Origin of the sequence: Microbulbifer sp., assembly GCF_051659245.1 — a bacterium.
Taxonomy (GTDB): Bacteria; Pseudomonadota; Gammaproteobacteria; order Pseudomonadales; family Cellvibrionaceae; genus Microbulbifer.
Window position 1 is genome coordinate 12,892 of the sequence record NZ_JBOFOC010000138.1, and the last position, 16,534, is coordinate 29,425.

Annotated in this window: 15 protein-coding genes; 7 read left to right on the plus strand and 8 right to left on the minus strand. The window is 61.8% G+C overall.

The window, feature by feature from the left end; genetic code table 11:
- Positions 1-15 precede the first annotated feature (15 nt).
- From ACRC0P_RS14020 to ACRC0P_RS14045, 6 genes are all read right to left on the minus strand, one after another.
- Positions 16-1,026 carry an AAA family ATPase gene (locus ACRC0P_RS14020; RefSeq protein WP_438631925.1) on the minus strand — a complete coding sequence of 337 codons (1,011 nt, stop codon included), beginning with the start codon at positions 1,024-1,026 and terminating at the stop codon, positions 16-18.
- A gap of 5 nt (positions 1,027-1,031) precedes the next feature.
- Positions 1,032-1,736, minus strand: coding sequence for a DUF4159 domain-containing protein (locus ACRC0P_RS14025; RefSeq protein WP_438631926.1), 705 nt, complete (start codon positions 1,734-1,736; stop codon positions 1,032-1,034).
- Positions 1,737-1,882: 146 nt separating this feature from the next.
- Positions 1,883-3,514, minus strand: coding sequence for a TldD/PmbA family protein (locus tag ACRC0P_RS14030; protein ID WP_438631927.1), 1,632 nt, complete (start codon positions 3,512-3,514; stop codon positions 1,883-1,885).
- Positions 3,515-3,541: 27 nt separating this feature from the next.
- Positions 3,542-4,879, minus strand: coding sequence for a TldD/PmbA family protein (locus ACRC0P_RS14035; RefSeq protein ID WP_438631928.1), 1,338 nt, complete (start codon positions 4,877-4,879; stop codon positions 3,542-3,544).
- Between the two features lie 142 nt (positions 4,880-5,021).
- Entirely contained in the window at positions 5,022-6,653 is a 1,632-nt protein-coding gene (locus ACRC0P_RS14040) for a TldD/PmbA family protein (protein WP_438631929.1), read from the minus strand.
- A gap of 288 nt (positions 6,654-6,941) precedes the next feature.
- Positions 6,942-8,327, minus strand: a complete 1,386-nt coding sequence (locus tag ACRC0P_RS14045; RefSeq protein ID WP_438631930.1) for a nicotinate phosphoribosyltransferase — start codon at positions 8,325-8,327, stop codon at positions 6,942-6,944.
- Positions 8,328-8,521: 194 nt separating this feature from the next.
- Between ACRC0P_RS14045 and ACRC0P_RS14050 the strand changes: the two genes are divergently transcribed.
- From ACRC0P_RS14050 to ACRC0P_RS14080, 7 genes are all read left to right on the plus strand, one after another.
- Positions 8,522-8,977: a hypothetical protein gene (locus ACRC0P_RS14050; protein ID WP_438631931.1), complete on the plus strand. Its 456-nt coding sequence runs from the start codon at positions 8,522-8,524 to the stop codon at positions 8,975-8,977.
- 29 nt (positions 8,978-9,006) lie between these two features.
- A complete protein-coding gene (locus tag ACRC0P_RS14055; RefSeq protein WP_438631932.1) occupies positions 9,007-9,675 on the plus strand; it encodes a PspA/IM30 family protein in 669 nt (222 codons plus the stop codon).
- A complete protein-coding gene (locus tag ACRC0P_RS14060) occupies positions 9,675-10,340 on the plus strand; it encodes a YqiJ family protein (RefSeq protein WP_438631933.1) in 666 nt (221 codons plus the stop codon). Before ACRC0P_RS14055 ends, ACRC0P_RS14060 begins: the two co-directional genes overlap by 1 nt.
- Before the next feature lie 159 nt (positions 10,341-10,499).
- Entirely contained in the window at positions 10,500-12,209 is a 1,710-nt protein-coding gene (locus ACRC0P_RS14065; RefSeq protein WP_438631934.1) for a flotillin family protein, read from the plus strand.
- 113 nt (positions 12,210-12,322) lie between these two features.
- Positions 12,323-12,721: a DUF4019 domain-containing protein gene (locus tag ACRC0P_RS14070; RefSeq protein WP_438631935.1), complete on the plus strand. Its 399-nt coding sequence runs from the start codon at positions 12,323-12,325 to the stop codon at positions 12,719-12,721.
- 215 nt (positions 12,722-12,936) lie between these two features.
- Positions 12,937-13,944 carry a DnaJ C-terminal domain-containing protein gene (locus ACRC0P_RS14075; protein WP_438631936.1) on the plus strand — a complete coding sequence of 336 codons (1,008 nt, stop codon included), beginning with the start codon at positions 12,937-12,939 and terminating at the stop codon, positions 13,942-13,944.
- 4 nt (positions 13,945-13,948) lie between these two features.
- A complete protein-coding gene (locus tag ACRC0P_RS14080) occupies positions 13,949-14,269 on the plus strand; it encodes a chaperone modulator CbpM (protein ID WP_438631937.1) in 321 nt (106 codons plus the stop codon).
- 112 nt (positions 14,270-14,381) lie between these two features.
- On the opposite strand, the gene ACRC0P_RS14085 is transcribed toward ACRC0P_RS14080, so the two are convergent.
- Both ACRC0P_RS14085 and ACRC0P_RS14090 read right to left on the minus strand, forming a co-directional pair.
- Positions 14,382-15,368, minus strand: a complete 987-nt coding sequence (locus tag ACRC0P_RS14085) for a glycerophosphodiester phosphodiesterase family protein (protein ID WP_438631938.1) — start codon at positions 15,366-15,368, stop codon at positions 14,382-14,384.
- Between the two features lie 101 nt (positions 15,369-15,469).
- The gene (locus ACRC0P_RS14090; protein ID WP_438631939.1) at positions 15,470-16,450 is read right to left on the minus strand and encodes a calcium/sodium antiporter; all 981 of its coding nucleotides are present in this window, start codon (positions 16,448-16,450) and stop codon (positions 15,470-15,472) included.
- Positions 16,451-16,534 lie beyond the last annotated feature (84 nt).

Sequence of the window (16,534 nt, forward strand, 5' to 3'; positions counted from 1 at the left end):
ATCAATCTCACGGTATCAGTCCCGCCCGGGTTCCGGCACGCTGTCGAGCAGTTCGTCCAGCAGTTGCGGAACCGTGATGCCTTCCGCCTGGGCGTGGAAGCTGAGCAGGATGCGGTGGCGCAGTACCGGCAGCAGCAGCGCCTGAATATCCGCGCGGGTGACCGCGAGGCGCTGTTGCAGAAACGCGCGTGCCTTGGCGGCCAGGATCAGCGCCTGGCCGGCCCGCGGCCCGGCGCCCCATTTGATCCATTGCGGTAATTTCGAATTGGTGCCCTCGCTGGTGCGGGTGGCGCGCACCAGGCGAGCGGCATAGTGATAGAGATCGTCGCTGATATGGATCTCGCGCACCAGCCGCTGCATTTCCAGCAGTTCGGCGGCGTCCAGGCAGGGCGCGGGTTTTTTTGTGGCACCGCCGGTGGTCGCGCGCAGGATTTCGATCTCGTCCCGCTCCGCCGGGTAGTCGATATGGATATTCAGCAGGAAGCGGTCCAGCTGTGCCTCCGGCAGCGGGTAGGTGCCGGCCTGTTCGATCGGGTTCTGGGTCGCCAGCACGAAGTAGGGTTCCGGCAGCGCTGTGGTTTCGCCGGCCACAGTCACCGCGTATTCCTGCATGGATTCCAGCAGTGCCGCCTGGGTTTTCGGCGGTGTGCGGTTGATTTCGTCCGCGAGCAGGATATTGGTGAAAATGGGACCGCGCTGGAATTTGAAGAAGCGTTTGCCAGTGGAGTGGTCCTCTTCGAGAATTTCGCTGCCGAGAATGTCTCCGGGCATCAGGTCCGGTGTGAACTGCACGCGCTTGAACGCCAGTTCGGTGCAATCCGCCAGGGTTTTTACCAGCAGCGTCTTGCCCAGCCCGGGCACGCCCTCGAGCAGCGCGTGGCCGCGGGCCAGCAGGCAGATCAGCAGTTGGTCCACCACTTCCCGTTGGCCGATGATGACCCTGTTGATCTCGCTTCTGAGTTTCTCCAGCGCGGTCAGGCGCTGCTCTATGGTTTCTTCGATAGTACTGTCAATGGTATTGGGCATGGGATTCAGCTTGTCAGTGCGTAGATAACGATATTCACGGCGAATTTGGTGTTGTCGGTGGCGAGCCAGCGCTTGTTGCGGTAATCGTAGTCCCACTCGCAGCCGAAGTCCTTGTTGCTGTAGAGCACCGCGATGCGCCCGTCGACGAGGATGGCTTTCAGGTAGTCGTGCACCAGGTCGTCGCCCCAGCCGTTCAGCTCGAAACTGGTCACCGGCAGTTCGTCGAACTGGAAGAAGCAGTGGTAGAGGTCGTGGTCGTGCGGCAGTTTCTGCAGGCAGTCCTCGCCGAACAGCTCCGCCATCTGCGCCTCGAAGGACTTGGCGAAGAGGCCGTCGATATCGTGATTGCAGTCATCCACGAACACGAAGCCGCCGCGATTGACGTAGTCGCGGAAATTGCGCGCCTCTGCGGTGGTGAATTCCACCAGCTTGTGGCCGGACAGGTAGCAGAAAGGCGCCAGCAGCATTTCCGGGTCCGCAAGCGGCACTATGTGCTCTGTGGGGTCGACTTTCAGGTTGGTGTATTCCACCAGGGAATTCAGCAGGTTTGAGGGCATGCGCTGGTCCACGTCCCAGTCGCCGGACTCGTACATCAGGCGGGTGAAGTGGAAGTCGTAGTGTTGCTCCGGCTGTGCGCGCGCGCCGATCGGCAGCAGGGCACCGCTGGTCAGCAACAGGTTTTGCAGGAAGTGTCTGCGGGTTAATGGCATGGTTTTACAGCATCGACAAATTTGTAGGATGGGCATAGCGATGTGCCCATCATTGGGGGTTGATGGGCACGCTGCGCTTTGCCCATCCTACGATATTACCCTGTAGGAGCCTGCAAGCAGGCTCCTACAAAAACGGTGCCAAAAAATCAGCCGAGTTTGCGTTTGGTATTGATTACGTTTACACCATCAAACCGCGCGGTCGAGCTGCCGTGAGACACGGCGCTGACTTGGCTCGGCTGGCCCTTGCCGTCGAAGAAGGAGCCGCCCAGGCGGTAGTCGCGTTTGTCGCAGATCTGCGAACAGGAATTCCAGAATTCCTGGGTGTTCGACTGATAGGCGACGTCCTCGACCATGCCGGTGATCTTGCCGTTCTCGATCTCGTAAAACAGCTGGCCGCCGAACTGGAAGTTGTAGCGCTGCTGATCAATGGAGAAGGAGCCGTCGCCGATAATGTAGATGCCTTTTTCCACATCCTTGATCATCTCGTCGACACTGAGTTTTTCCTCGCCCGGCTGCAGCGACACGTTGGGCATGCGCTGGAACTGCACGCTGGACCAGCTGTCGGCGTAGCAGCAGCCCTGGGACTCCTTTTGCCCGAGCATATGCACCTGGTCGCGGATCGCCTGGTAGTTCACCAGAATACCATCCTTGATCAGGTCCCAGCGTTTGGTCTTCACACCATCGTCGTCGTAGCCGACCGCACCGAGGGAGCCGGGCTGTACCTTGTCGGCAAACAGGTTGACCCTATCGCTGCCGTACTGGAATTTTCCGTCGCGCCATTTATCGATGGTGGCGAAGGAGGTGCCGGCGTAGTTGGCCTCGTAGCCCAATACGCGGTCCAGCTCCAGCGGGTGGCCGACGGATTCGTGAATGGTGAGCCACAGGTGGCTCGGGTCCAGCACCAGGTCGTACTTGCCGGGTTTGACGGACTTGGCCTTGAGCTTTTCCTGGGCCTGCTGCGCGGCCAGGCGCGCATCCTCGACCATATCGTAGGAATCGCGATACAACACCGTCTGCGACTGTACCTTGTCTTCGCCGCGACCGTCGAGATATTCGAAACCGCGGCCCACCGGCTGGCCCAGGCCCTGGCGAGTGCGGAAGCCGCCGTCCTCCTTGTCCACCGCGGTGACCCTGAACGGTGCCCACAGGCGGTGCACGTCCTGGTCGACATAGGAGCCGTCGGTGGAGGCGAAATACTTCTGCTCGTTGACCAGGTACAGCATGGAATTGATGAAGCTGGCACCGGCGTCCAGTGCGGATTTATTCACTTCCATCAGCAGGTCGACTTTCTCCGCCAGCGGGATTTCCATGGCGTTCTTTTGTAGCGGGGTTTTCCAGCTGACTTCACCGTAGCCCTTCTGCTTGGCCAGCTGCACCGGCTCCTTCTGGTATTTGGCGTTGGCCTTGGCGGTGGCGACAGCCTGTGCGGTGGCGCGGGCGATGCCGTCCGTGGTCATATCGTTGGTGGCGGCGAAGCCCCAGGTGCCGTTGGCGATTACGCGCACGCCCATACCGATGGACTCGGTATTGACCACGTTCTGCACTTTCATTTCGCGGGTAATCACATACTGGTTCAGGTAGCGGCCGATGCGCACGTCGGCGTAGCTGGCGCCCAGTTTGGTGGCGGTGTTCAGCGCCGCATCCGCCAGTTCTTTCTTGACGGCGACGTCCATCCCGCTGTGGACCAGCTTGCTTTCCGCCACTAGGTTGCCGGACAGCGGCAGCATGGAAAAGCCCAGGCCGGCGCCGCTCAGCTGGAGAAATTTTCTTCTGTCCATTTCTGAATCCTCGATTCGCTGTGGCCGTTACACGGCGTCGGAAAGGCTGCTGAAAGTGAAGTCGCGCACTTTCAGTGCGGGGATCATCGCCGATCCACCGAACATGCCCACGCGCTCGGCGCGGCCCATGTCCTCGATGTTGTTCAGCATGATCACCGGGCTCTCATTGAAGCGGAAATTCTTGATGGGGTATTTGATCTTGCCGTTTTCGATATAGAAGGTGCCGTCGCGGGTCAGGCCGGTGAGCAGCAGGGATTGGGGGTCCACCATGCGGATATACCAGGTGCGGGTCACCAGCACGCCGCGGCGGGTGTTTTTGATCAGTTCCGCGGTGGACTTGTCGCCGCCGATCATGATCAGGTTGTTCGGCTGCGGAATCGCCTTTTCCTTTTCCTTGGATTGACTGGCCCAGTATCGGCTGCGCGGAAGGTTTTTCACCACGCCCTCCCTGATCCAGTCGACGCGTTCCTGGGCCATGAAATCGTCCTCCGCCCAGGGCATCGCCGGCACATCCGGGTCCGCCGGGTCCGAGTAGATGTGCACGCGCTTGTCGAACATCTTCTCGCCGATGCGGTTGCCGCCGCCCTTTTTGCTCATAAAGCTGCGGCCCTCGTCAGCGCTGCGCGCGTCGTAGTTCCACATCATAAAGCCGACCAGCCCGGATACCGCGCTGGGCTCCAGGATCACCGTGTATTTGCCCGGTTCCAGTGCGCGCGCTTCCTGGGACTGCACCGCCTTGTCGATGGCGATATTGGAGATGGCGGCGGTGTTCATGGCGGAGAAATCGGTAACGTCGCTCTGCGCCCAGCCGGAACCCAGGCCGTTTTCAGTGCGCATGGTCACGGTGAAATTCGCCGAGGTGGAAACGTGGTAGCCGAACAGGCCCTTGGTGTTGGCCACGGCGGCGAAGGAGCGCGCGTCCTCCAGGTAGCCGGCGGCGATCACCTTTCTCTCCCTGGCCGCCATGATGGAGTCGGCCGCCGCCTTGGCGCGCTGGTCCGGAGCGATGTCCGCGGTGGATTTGGCGAAGCCGTTTACACTCGGGTATTTCTGCTCGCCCAGCAGCGGCATGGCCTCCGGGTTGTCCGGCGACAGCCTGGCCAGCTCCTCGGCGCGGCGCATGACTTTTTCCAGCGCCGCATCGCTGAATTCGTTGATGGTGGCCATGCCGGACTTCCTGCCGAAACGCGCCTCCACCGCCAGTTCGATATCGTTGACGATACCGCTGGTGGACACACTGTTGCGCGCGTAGCGGATATTGCCGGTCTCGGCGCCGGTGAGCTGGGCGCTGGCCGCTTCGGCTTTGCTGTATTTCAGCACCTTGTCGAGAATCTGTTTCGCTTCACTTCTGGATAAAATTGCCATTTCTTTTTCTCCATTGAACTTATTGTTCTCTACTTGCCTGTCGGGTTAGTCGTAGGATGGGCAAAGGAGCGCAGCGACGTGCCAATCACTGCGGTATTGATGGGCACGCTTCGCTTTGCCCATCCTACATCGGCCCCGAGGGCTAGCTGATATTGCGCTTGGTGTTGATAACGTTGATCTTGTCGAAACGGCTGGTGGAACAGCCGTGGGACACGGCGCTCACCTGGCTCGGCTGGCCCTTGCCATCGAAGAAGGTGCCGCCCAGGCGGTAGTCGCTGCTGTCGCAGATGGCGGTGCAGGAATTCCAGAACTCCTGGGTGTTCGACTGGTAGGCGACGTCCTCCACCTGGCCGACGATCTCGCCATCTTTTATCTCGTAGAACAGCTGGCCGCCGAACTGGAAGTTGTAGCGCTGCTGGTCGATGGAGTAGGAGCCGCGGCCGAGGATGTAGATGCCTTTCTCCACGTCGCGGATCATGTCCTTGGCCGAGTATTTTTCTTTGCCGGGCGTCAGGGACACGTTGGGCATGCGCTGGAACTGCACACTGGACCAGCTGTCCGCATAGCAGCAGCCGTGGGATTCCTTCTGGTCGATCATATGGACCTGGTCGCGGGTGGCCTGGTAGTTCACCAGGATGCCGTCCTTCACCAGGTCCCAGCGTTTGGTCTTTACGCCCTCGTCGTCGTAGCCGACCGCGCCCAGTGAACCCGGTTGCACCTTGTCGGCGAACAGGTTGACCTTGTCGCTGCCGTACTGGAATTTGCCACTGCGCCACTTGTCCAGGGTGGCGAAGGAAGTGCCGGCGTAGTTGGCCTCGTAGCCGAGTACACGGTCCAGTTCCAGCGGATGGCCGACGGATTCGTGGATGGTGAGCATCAGGTGGGAGGGCTCCAGCACCAGGTCGTACTTGCCCGGTTGGATCGATTTGGCGGACAGCTTGGCTCTCGCCTGCTCCGCGGCGAGGCGCGCGTCCTCGGCCATATCGTAGGAGTTTGTGTACAGGGTGGTCTGGCCGTGGATCTTGTCCTCCGTGCGGCCGTCCAGGTACTCGTAGCCGCGGCCGACCGGATCGCTGAGGCCGTTGCGCGTTTTGAAGACACCGGTCTTCTTGTCCACTACGGTCACTTCCATCGGCGCCCACAGGCGATGCACGTCCTGGTCGATATAGGAGCCGTCGCTGGAGGCGAAATACTTCTGCTCGTTGACCAGGTACAGGGACGATTTGATAAAGCTGGCCCCGGCCTCGAGCGCGCCGTTGTTCACTTCCATCAGGAAGTCGACCTTCTCGCCGATGGGTACCTCAATGGCGTTTTTCTGGATCGGTGTCTGCCAGGAGACCTCGCCGACGCCTTTCACCGGCGCCAGCTGCACCGGCTCCGTCTGGTATTTGGCATTGGCCTTGGCCACGGCCACCGCCTGGCGCGCCGCGCGGGCGATGCCGTCCGGGGTCAGGTCGTTGGTGGCGGAGAAGCCCCAGGTGCCCCCCGCGATTACGCGGATGCCGGCGCCGAAGGATTCGGTGTTGACGATATTCTCGACATTGGTCTCGCGGGTCAGCACGAACTGGTTCAGGTAGCGGCCGATGCGGACATCGGTGTAGCTGGCCCCGGCCTTGCGGGCGGTATTGAGCACGACGTCGGCGAGGGCTTTCTTCTGCCGCACATCCAGGCCGTTGCCGGCCAGCTGCTCCGCGGAGACCGGAATGCCGCAGACCGGCAGCAGGATGCCGCCAGCACCGACACCGGCGAGTTTGAGGAATTTTCTTCTTTGCATGGCACCTCCTTGATGTTCCCGATCGGGCCCTGGGGAGGGGCTGTGCGAGCGCGGAATCGGGACTGCTGTTTATTGTTATTGCCGGCCGCGGGCAAAATTATCCGGCAGGAATATGCGAGATTCGCACCAGTGTAAAGTGGCTGGTCGTTGAGGCGACAGGGTTTGGGGGCGAGTCGAAGTCACAGGGGCCGGGGCCGGACCGGACACTGCGCTGTAGCGCCATGGATGACAGCTCGGCTTTCAATGCTCGCTCTATTCGCCAGCAGGGCTGGCTTCCACCCCCCGGGGTTAGATTTCCGCGCGCCGGCGCACCTCGTCAAAAGTGGTTTCGATCAACAGCTCCCCGTCGCGAAACACCGGCCGCAGCAGGTTCTCGCGGTCGCCCAGTTCCTCCAGTCGGATGGTCTCCATTTCGTCCCCATTTCCACACACCAGAGCCAGGCGCCCGCGCTTGGATTTCTTCTCCGGCCCGGTTACCGGATTCTTGTACACGTCGTGCCAGTGGCCGTCGATGCGGATGGCGCTGGCCTTCATCGCAAAGCTGAGGATGTCCCGGTGCAACTTCTGCAGCAGTTCGCCGCCCATGCCGAAGGTGACGTTGTCGGCGCTCTGCTTGCGCTCCTTCATCGCCTGCAGAATCTTGGGAATGGAACGCCGGGAGATACCATCGCCCTGGATGACGCGGACAAAGTCCGGCAGTATCCGGTAGCCCTTGCTGTTCACCCGGCAGCCGAAGATACGCATCAGCCGCTCCAGGCTTTCGGTGACGATCTTTACTGGCTCGCCGGAATTCGGCCGGATTACCACGGTGCCGCCGTTGTCGATCACCCGCTGCTTGAGCACACCGCCCCAGATATTCTCGATCGCGTTCCAGATGTCGTAGCTGTCGCTGACCACCGCCAGCAGTTTGTCCGGCCCGGCAAACTGGTCGAGCATATTGGCGTAGGCGTCCGCCTCCCGCTCCCTGCCCCAGGCGGTCATGGTGCTGTGCTCGGCGGCGGGGATCGAGTAGCCGGCCATATCCGCGCGGTAGTATTTTCGCGCCGCCACCAGCCCGGACACCGTATCCGTGCCGCGGAAATTCACCAGGTGCGCCATGCCGCCGAGCATTGCCGTCTCCAAGCTGCTGGCGCCGCGGGCGCCGAAGTCGTGCAGCTTGAACGGCAGGTCATCCAGGGAATCCGCGGTCTCCTCCAGGTAGGAGGCGATGACCTTTTTGATCTCACGGCTCTGGGTGGCCACGGTCACCGGGTACCAGATGGCGCGCACCAGGGCGGTCTCGATATAGGTGGTGAGCCAGAAGCAGGCGGGGCAGGTGTTCGCCACCTGCAGCATCACATTGTGCAGCGGCACCGCCGTACCCTCGGGTACCGCGGATATCTCCAGCGGCAGCAGGCCGCCGTGCTCCTCGACGATGTGCTCCCAGCCGGCGCGGTGGCAGGGCAGGCCGTGGGCGTGCAGCATGGCCTCCGCCTCGTCGATATCCGCGGCGGAAACCGGTTGCTGCAGGTACTGCCTGATAAATGCCTGCAGTCCGAAAAACACCGCCTCGGGAAATTCGCCGCCGCGGCACTCCATGTAACTGCTCACATACTCGGAACCCGGCGGGTACTGCAGGTAGTGGCTGGCCTTGTAGCTGTCGACGTTGAGGATCAGGTTGTGTTCGGTCATCATCGGATTGTAGTTCCGCCGCCGCTCAACTTTTGCTCAAGCAGTGTCGCGGAGCCAAGAAAGGCGCGCGGCTTTGCCTTCATCTCCCCCGCCCGTTTGGCGTGTATTTCTTCATAAAAAGAATTTCATCAATTATTTATTGACCCTGTGCATACGGGTGTGTACTTTTGTATACATCACGATGAAAGGGAATTGCCATGCTCAATAAGAGCCAATCCATATCGGCGCGCCTGTCAGCGGAAGATTACGCCTACCTGATGTCCATTGACCGCAACGGCGCTGTTACCCAGAGCGAAAAGGTGCGCGAGCTGATCGCCATGGCGCGGGAATCCGTGGGCATGCAGAGCTTTGCCCGCGCCTACATCACCTCAGCCGAAGCCGTACTGCCGATCAAGGCCCGCTGCGCCGACGAGCACAAAAGAAGCCTGCCGGTGGAAGCGCTGCTGGAGCTGCTCGCCGAGAGTGCGGCTGGCGTGCAGGCCTGCGTGGATGAAGAGGAATTGACCCCCGCTCTGGAGCGGAAAACCCTGCCGGCGATAGAGGCCTTCCTGGAGAAAATTTTGCTGGTGGCGGCGCAGGAAAATCCGCGCGTCGCCAACCCGGATTCCGCACTGCGAATTAAAAAACAGATCGATAATCTACTGGAAAAGTAATTCAATCAATCAACCGGAAGGAGATAACAATGAAAGAAGGATTGGTAAAGCGCATTTCGCGCATTATTTCCGCCTCGGCCAACGCCCTGGTGGACTCGGTGGAAAACGCAACCCCGCAGCTGGTCATGGAGCAGGCGATCCGCGAGATCGACGACGCCATCGCGGAAGTGCGCGACCAGCTGGGCAAGGCGGAGGCGGCCAAATACCTGAGCAGCAAAACCCTCAACGATGAAAACAGCCGTCACGTTGAACTCAGCGGACAGATTGAAATAGCCGTGCGTGAAGACCGCGACGATCTGGCGGAAGTGGCAATCGCCAAACAGATGGATATCGAGGCGCAGATTCCCGTACTGGAAAAGGCGGTCAGCGAAGCAGACCAGGAAATCGCCGAACTGAACGCCTGTATCGGCGCGCTCCAGGGCAAGAAGCGCGAGATGCGCGAACAGCTGCGCGAATACGCCAAGGCTACGGATCATATCGCCAACGGTGCCACCGGTCAGGAGCAGGGCGGCAGCCGCGCCACCTCGGACAAGGTGGACCAGGCCACCGATGCCTTCAACCGGGTTATGGAGCGCGCCGGTGTCCCCGTCTCCGAATCCAGCGCCGATGCCGGTAAGCTGGCCGAACTGGAGGAGCTGTCGCGCAATAACCGTATTAAAGAGAGGTTGGCCAAGCTCAAGTCCCAGGCGGAGGTCTGATGACATTCCTGCTTCAAGACGGCAACCTGCTGTTTACCGGCGCCCTGGTGCTGATGCTGATGATCGCCGTGCTCGAGGGGGTCATGACCCTGATCGGTGTCGGCATTTCCGACCTGCTCGACAACCTGCTGCCGGATACGGATATCGATCTGGATGCGCCGGACACAGAGGCCGGCGGTGTCCTCACCAAGCTGCTCGGCTGGTTGCGCTTCGGCGAGGTGCCGGCGCTGATATTGCTGGTGGCTTTCCTGGTGGGCTTCGGCATTACCGGCCTGGTGATCCAGCTGTTTGTAGACGCGCTGCTGGGTTTCGTGCTGCCGGCCTGGCTGCTGGCGGTGCCGGTATTCCTGCTGGCGCTGCCGCAGGTGCGCTTCGTCGGCAATCTGCTGCGCCGTTTCGCGGTCGGCGACGAGACCGAAGCGGTGGGGCGCAAATCCTTTATTGGCCGCGTGGCGGTCATCACTATCGGCGAGGCCGCCGCCGGCTCACCGGCAGAGGCGCGCTTCAGCGACGAGTTCGGCACCACCCATTATGTGATGGTGGAGCCGGACGGAGACGAAACCTTCAAACAGGGGGAGAAGGTGCTTTTGGTGGAGGAGTCCGGAGCCAACTTCCGTGTGATCAGACCCACCAACAAACACCTGACGGAACCTTTAACCCGGTAGTCAGGCAGGCCATCCTTGACCTGTTTGACTGTCGCCCGCGAAAGGCTGGCGGTTGGCCGCCCCACGCAGATACGCGGATCTGCTGGCATTTCGCGGGCTCGCGCTGGCCCGCGGCCAGCGGCGGCACATCCCTGTGCCGCATTACTAAGGATCTAAAAAATGGAGATAACAGAAGTGATTGATAACTTTTCCACCGTGATGTTCATGGCCGGTGCCGTACTGGTGGCCCTGATCGTCATCGGCATGATATTCGCGCGCCTTTATACCCGCGCCTCCAAGGAGCGCTCCTTCGTGCGCACTGGCATGGGCGGGCAAAAGGTGATTATGAACGGCGGGGCCCTGGTGCTGCCGGTGCTGCACGAAATTATTCCGGTCAATATGAATACCCTGCGCCTTGCGGTATCGCGCAAGGAGCACCAGGCGCTGATCACCAAGGACCGGATGCGCGTGGATGTGCTCGCGGAATTCTACCTGCGGGTCAAGCCGGATAACGACGCCATCGCCAACGCCGCGCAGACTTTGGGGGTGCGCACCCTGGACCCGGAAGCGCTGAAGGACATGATCGAGGGCAAGTTCGTCGACGCCCTGCGCTCGGTGGCCGCGGAAATGCAAATGGCCGAACTACACGAAAAACGCAGCGATTTTGTGCAGAAAGTGCAGCAGGTGGTATCCGAGGATCTGCTCAAGAACGGTCTGGAACTGGAGTCCGTATCCCTGACCGGCCTGGACCAGACCCACAAGGAATTCTTCAATCAGGACAATGTGTTCGATGCCGAGGGTCTGGCCAGCATGACCCGTTCCATCGAAGCGCGCCGCAAGGAAGTGAACGATGTAGAACAGGACACCATGGTGCAGATCGAGCAGAAAAATCTCGAGACGGAGCGCCAGAAGCTGGAGATCGACCGGGAAAAGCGCTACGCCTACCTGGAACAGCAGCGCGAGCTGGAAAACCGCGAAGCGGCACAGAAGTCCGATATCGCCAAGGAGCAGGCGGCGCAGGAGCGGGCCGCGCGCCAGGCCGCGATCGAAGCGGAGCGCGAAGTCGATCAGTCGCGCATCAGCGCGGAACAGGCCACCAAGCTGCTGGAAATCGAGAAAGAAAAACGCCTGCAGGAACAGGAAATCGAACGCGAGCGCTTCCTGGAAGAGCAGCGTATCTCCAAGCAGAAGTCCGTGGAGATCGCCGAGCAGGAACGCGCCATCGCCGTGGCCGAGAAATCCAAGGAACAGTCCGTAGCCGACCAGCAGGCCAACGTGGCCCTGGCGGAAGCGGTGAAGGCCGAGGAGCAGGTGCGCACCGCCAAGGATGTGGAAGTCGCCGAGCGCGACAAGCGCATTGAGATTATCGAGGCGCAGAAAGAGGCCGAGCGCCAGGCCACCGCCATCACCGTGGCCGCGGAAGCGGAAAAAGCCGCGGCGGACGACAAGGCCGAGGCCCTTCGCCTGCAGGCCTCAGCCGAGGCGGAAGCCATTCGCATCAAGGTCGAGGCGGACCGCGAGAAGTACGCGGTGGACGCCGAGGGCCAGCGCCTGATGAACGAGGCCTTCAACAGCCTGAATGAGGCGCAGGTTGCACTGAAGAAAGTGCTCAGCCTGCACGAAAACCTGCCGCATATCATTCGCGAGAGCGTCAAGCCGCTGGAGAGCATCGAGGGTATGAAGATCATCTCCGTGGAAGGCCTGAACGGCATCGAAGGCCGCGCCAGTGGCGGAGTTCTCGACAGGGACGGCGAAGCGAAAGGCCAGAGCCTGCCGGAAGCCCTGGTCGGCAGCGCCCTCAAGCACCGCGCCATGGCGCCGCTGGTGGATTCCTTGCTGAAGGAGGCCGGTGTTGGCGATTTCACCAAGGTGCCGGAAACCGAAAACTAATCGACGATTCGCTTCGTTACGCAGGGGGGAATGGTAGGGATTCTACCGTCGGGTTCTCCCCTGTGCAGGTTCGGGATGTAGTGCAGTTGAAAAGCCATCATGGAGGAAATACTGTGAAAAAAATACTTTTTGCCTTTGCAATACTGGTTGCGTCGGTCGCTGTCAAAGCCGACGAATCCGGCGCTGTGACGCAGGTAGTCGCTTGGCTGGAAGGCGTGGATGCCGGACACTACGGTGAGAGCTGGAATCAGACATCGCAGTTGTTTCAGCAGCAGATCCCGCAGGATAAGTGGCAGGAAATGCTGGACCAAGTGAGAAAGCCGCTCGGCCCCAAACTGAAGCGCGAAGTCGACAGCGTCAGCCGCCACAAAACCCTGCCGGGTGCGCCGGATGGAGACTACGTGGTGGTGACTTTTGCCACCAGTTTCGAAAACAAGGCGCAGGCGACGGAAACCGTCACCGTCGAAAAAGTGGCAAGCGAGTGGCGCACGCTGGGCTATTTCATTAAATAAGCCACTGGGGCTTCCTGTCCCCGGCGCCGGGACAGGAGTCGAATTCAAATAGGCGACACGGCACTATTCTGCCGTTGTCCCCTTATGCAAACCTTTCCCTTCGATATTAACCCGGCAACCAGATAGGGTGTCGGGTTAATAGCACCGGGCGGCGATCCTGCCCGCCAACCGCGAATGCAATACCCAAAGGCAATTTCGATGCCTGTGTAGCGATCATGGTGATGGCGAAGCCGGCGTTCTTCGGCTTTTATAAAACCATGGAGTACAAGGACTACTACAAAATCCTCGGCCTCGAGCGCGACGCCAGCCAGGATGAGATCAAGCGCGCCTACCGCAAGCTGGCGCGCAAATATCATCCGGACGTGAGCGCGGAGACGGGGGCCGAGGACCGCTTCAAGGAGGTCAGCGAGGCCTACGAGGTGCTCAAGGACCCGGAGAAGCGCGCCGCCTACGACCAGTTGGGCGGCGGCTGGCAGGCGGGGCAGGAGTTCCGCCCGCCGCCGGACTGGGATCAGGGCTTCGAGTTTCACGGCGGCGGCTATACCGAGGCGGACCCGGACGCATTCAGCGACTTCTTCGAGAGCCTGTTCGGCCGCGGCGGATTTTCCCCGGGATTCGGGGGCGGCTTCCGGCGCGCTTGGTCCCAAAACAGGCGCACCCGGGGCGAGAACACCTACGCCAGGATCGCCATCGACCTGGAGGACAGCTACCACGGCGCCACCCGCCAGATCACCCTGAAGCACTCCGAGCTGGGCCCGGACGGCCGCCCGCAGCTGCGCGAGCGCACCCTCAATGTGAAGATTCCCAAGGGCGTCACCGAGGGCCAGCAGATACGTCTGGCGGGTCAGGGAGAACCGGGGTCCGGCGGTGGCGGCACCGGGGATCTGTACCTGGAAATCCACTTCAATCCCCACCCGTTCTATTCGGTGGAGGGCAAGACGGTGTACCTGGACCTGCCGGTGACCCCCTGGGAGGCGGCACTGGGGGCGAAGGTGCGGGTGCCCACGCCGGAGGGCGCGGTCAATCTCACCGTGCCCGCCAACAGCGCCACCGGCGGCAAGCTGCGGCTCAGGGGCCGCGGCATACCGGCCGCGGAGCCCGGGGACTTCTACGTGGTGCTGAAGGTGGTCCCGCCGCCGGCCAACACCGAGGCGGAGAGGGAGGCCTACCGCCGTTTCGGCGACGCCTTCGACTTCAATCCGCGCAGCGGCATGGGAGGCTGACGCAATGAAAACCCAACTCGCGGAGGAGATCAGCGGCGCCCTGCTCGACGAGCGCTACGAGCTCACCCTCAGCGAACTCTGTCGCGCCTGCGAACTGCCGGCGGAGGAGGTTCTCGCGCTGGTGGAGGAGGGAGTTATCGAACCCCTGGGCCAGGGGCGGACTCAGTGGCGTTTCAGCGGTATCTGCGTGCGGCGGGTGCGCAAGGTCTACACCCTTGAGAGAGACCTGGGCATCAACCTCGCCGGCGCGGCCCTGGCGGTGGAACTGCTGGAGGAGATCGAGCGGCTGCAGGCGCAGCTGCGGCGCTTCGGGGAACAACCGTAGGAGCGGTCGTTGGCCGCGATTGATACCGGCCGGTTGGCACAGGACTTGACGCGGGCCGGTTCGGAACCAGGGCTTCGATCGCGGCCAACGGCCGCTCCTACAGAATCCGTTTCTATTTCCGGGATTGGAGATGGGGCCCGATCACCTCGATCTTTTCCACCCACAGCGCACCGCTGTAACCTTCCGGCACGAAGTCCAGGTCCTCCGGTTTGTACACGCCGTGCATCGGCTTTGGCACATCGGAAAAATCCATCGCCATCACCAAGCTGCCGGCTTTTTCCATGCGCCGGGAAAGGCGGTTGGGCCAGCCCCAGGCGGCCCACTGCCAGGTGTCGGGCACAATCACCACGGAATTGTGGCAGTCCTGCGGCACATAGCCGCTCCAGCCCAGCAGCAGATATCGGATCGCGCAGCGCTTGACGCCCGGCTTGCTGAACAGCAGGGCATCCGGCCGCAACTGGCGCAGCCGCGCTATGGGTTTCTCGCCGCCGTAGGCCATCAGGCGCGGGCCGATTTCCAGCTCGCGATCGCGCAGATAGGCATCGAGCTTGTCCCCATCTCTGGGGCTATTGCTCTTGATATTGATCAGGAAATCCCGACCGGGAAATCTGCGGTACACCTCCTCCAGTGTCGGTATCAGCCCCACGCCCTGGCCGCGAAACGGGAATGTCTCGCCGCCATCGAAGGTGTAGCCGTAGCCGATATCCAGGGTTTTTAGGTAAGCCATCGACTGCTTGTGGGTGACGCCTTTGCCATCGGTGCGGCAGTCCACCGTCCAGTCGTGGAAGACGGCGATTTCGCCGTCGGTGGTGGGGTGAATATCGATCTCCACGATATCCGCGCCGTGTGCAAAGGCCGCTTCAATGGAGGCGAGGGTGTTTTCCTGGTAGTCGTGCTCTGGCGGGTAGATGCGAGTCGCCGTGCAGTCGTCGCGGCCCAGGTTCTCGCGATTGTAGGTCTGGTGCACGCCGCGGTGGGCGATCAGCGTCGGCTCACCCTGCGGTTTCGGCGCCAGCCAGGAGGCGTTTAGCAGATAGATCAAGCCGGTAAGCAGAAAAACTGTGGCGCTGACTTTGGCCGCGCGTGAATTGCGTTTCATCCGAAGGCCCTCCAGAAAATCTTCTCGATATTAAAGGAGAGGGCCGCGGCAATCCCGGTGTGAATAAGGTGAATTGTGGCGAAATGTGGCGAAATGTGGCGCTAAGCGATGGTGCGCGTAATCGTCATCACCAGATAAGCGTTGTAAACGATATAGGCCAGCAGCAGCGCGCCGCCCTCCCAGCGGTTGATCCGTCCCTGGCCGCGGAGGCCGTAGCCGAAAACGAACAGCGCCACCGTCAGCCCCACCACCATCGGCCAGTCCCGGGTCAGGACTTCCGGCGGTACGTTGGACATGGGCGCGATAGCGCCGGCGATGCCCACCACCGCCAGCAGGTTGAACATATTCGAACCCACCACGTTGCCGACGGCGATATCGTGCTCGCCCTTGCGCGCGGCGATCACCGTGGCCGCCAGCTCCGGCAGCGAGGTGCCCAGGGCGACGATGGTGAGACCGATAATCAGGTCGCTGACCCCCAGCGCCTCGGCAATGGTCACCGCGCCCCACACCAGGATGCGCGAGCTGACGATCAGCAGCGCCAGGCCCGCCGCCAGCCAGAAGAGCGCGCGCGGCAGCGTCATTGTGTGGGCTTCCAGCTCACTCTCCATTTCCTCGCCGAGGTCGTCCCCCTCGCCGCGCAGGGCGGAGAAAATGGACCAGCCGACCAGGCAGAAGAAGCCCAGCAGCAGCACCAGCGCCTCCCAGCGCTCCAGGCTGTCGTTCCACAGGAAAGCGCCAGTCAGGCAACTGATCGCCAGCAGCAACGGCAGCTCCTTGCGCACGATTTTGGAGTGCACCGTCAGCGGTATCAGCAGCGCGGTGAACCCCAGGATCAGCCCGGTGTTGGCGATATTGGAGCCGTAGGCATTGCCCAGCGCCAGGCCCGGGCTGCCGTCCAGGGCCGCCATCGCCGACACCACCATCTCCGGCGCCGAAGTGCCGAAACCGACGATCACCATGCCGATCAGCAGAGGCGGCATTCCCGCGTGGCGGGCGGTGGCCGCGGCGCCGTCCACGAAGCGGTCGGCGCTCCAGATCAACAGGGCGAAACCGGCGGCGATGGCGAGGGCGGCGAGGATCATGGGGCGTCCTGTTATCAGAGAGCTCGGGGTGGGGCGGCTCCGCAACGCGGGCCCGGCAAACGGGGGCCGATTGTAACGGCTCAG

Coding starts and splice junctions, on each gene's coding strand:
- ACRC0P_RS14085 (WP_438631938.1), bottom strand. CDS start 15,368: ATGAAACGCAATTCACGCGCGGCCAAAGTCAGCGCCACAGTTTTTCTG.
- ACRC0P_RS14065 (WP_438631934.1), top strand. CDS start 10,500: ATGGAGATAACAGAAGTGATTGATAACTTTTCCACCGTGATGTTCATG.
- ACRC0P_RS14035 (WP_438631928.1), bottom strand. CDS start 4,879: ATGGCAATTTTATCCAGAAGTGAAGCGAAACAGATTCTCGACAAGGTG.
- ACRC0P_RS14045 (WP_438631930.1), bottom strand. CDS start 8,327: ATGATGACCGAACACAACCTGATCCTCAACGTCGACAGCTACAAGGCC.
- ACRC0P_RS14075 (WP_438631936.1), top strand. CDS start 12,937: ATGGTGATGGCGAAGCCGGCGTTCTTCGGCTTTTATAAAACCATGGAG.
- ACRC0P_RS14090 (WP_438631939.1), bottom strand. CDS start 16,450: ATGATCCTCGCCGCCCTCGCCATCGCCGCCGGTTTCGCCCTGTTGATC.
- ACRC0P_RS14080 (WP_438631937.1), top strand. CDS start 13,949: ATGAAAACCCAACTCGCGGAGGAGATCAGCGGCGCCCTGCTCGACGAG.
- ACRC0P_RS14040 (WP_438631929.1), bottom strand. CDS start 6,653: ATGCAAAGAAGAAAATTCCTCAAACTCGCCGGTGTCGGTGCTGGCGGC.
- ACRC0P_RS14025 (WP_438631926.1), bottom strand. CDS start 1,736: ATGCCATTAACCCGCAGACACTTCCTGCAAAACCTGTTGCTGACCAGC.
- ACRC0P_RS14030 (WP_438631927.1), bottom strand. CDS start 3,514: ATGGACAGAAGAAAATTTCTCCAGCTGAGCGGCGCCGGCCTGGGCTTT.
- ACRC0P_RS14055 (WP_438631932.1), top strand. CDS start 9,007: ATGAAAGAAGGATTGGTAAAGCGCATTTCGCGCATTATTTCCGCCTCG.
- ACRC0P_RS14060 (WP_438631933.1), top strand. CDS start 9,675: ATGACATTCCTGCTTCAAGACGGCAACCTGCTGTTTACCGGCGCCCTG.
- ACRC0P_RS14020 (WP_438631925.1), bottom strand. CDS start 1,026: ATGCCCAATACCATTGACAGTACTATCGAAGAAACCATAGAGCAGCGC.
- ACRC0P_RS14050 (WP_438631931.1), top strand. CDS start 8,522: ATGCTCAATAAGAGCCAATCCATATCGGCGCGCCTGTCAGCGGAAGAT.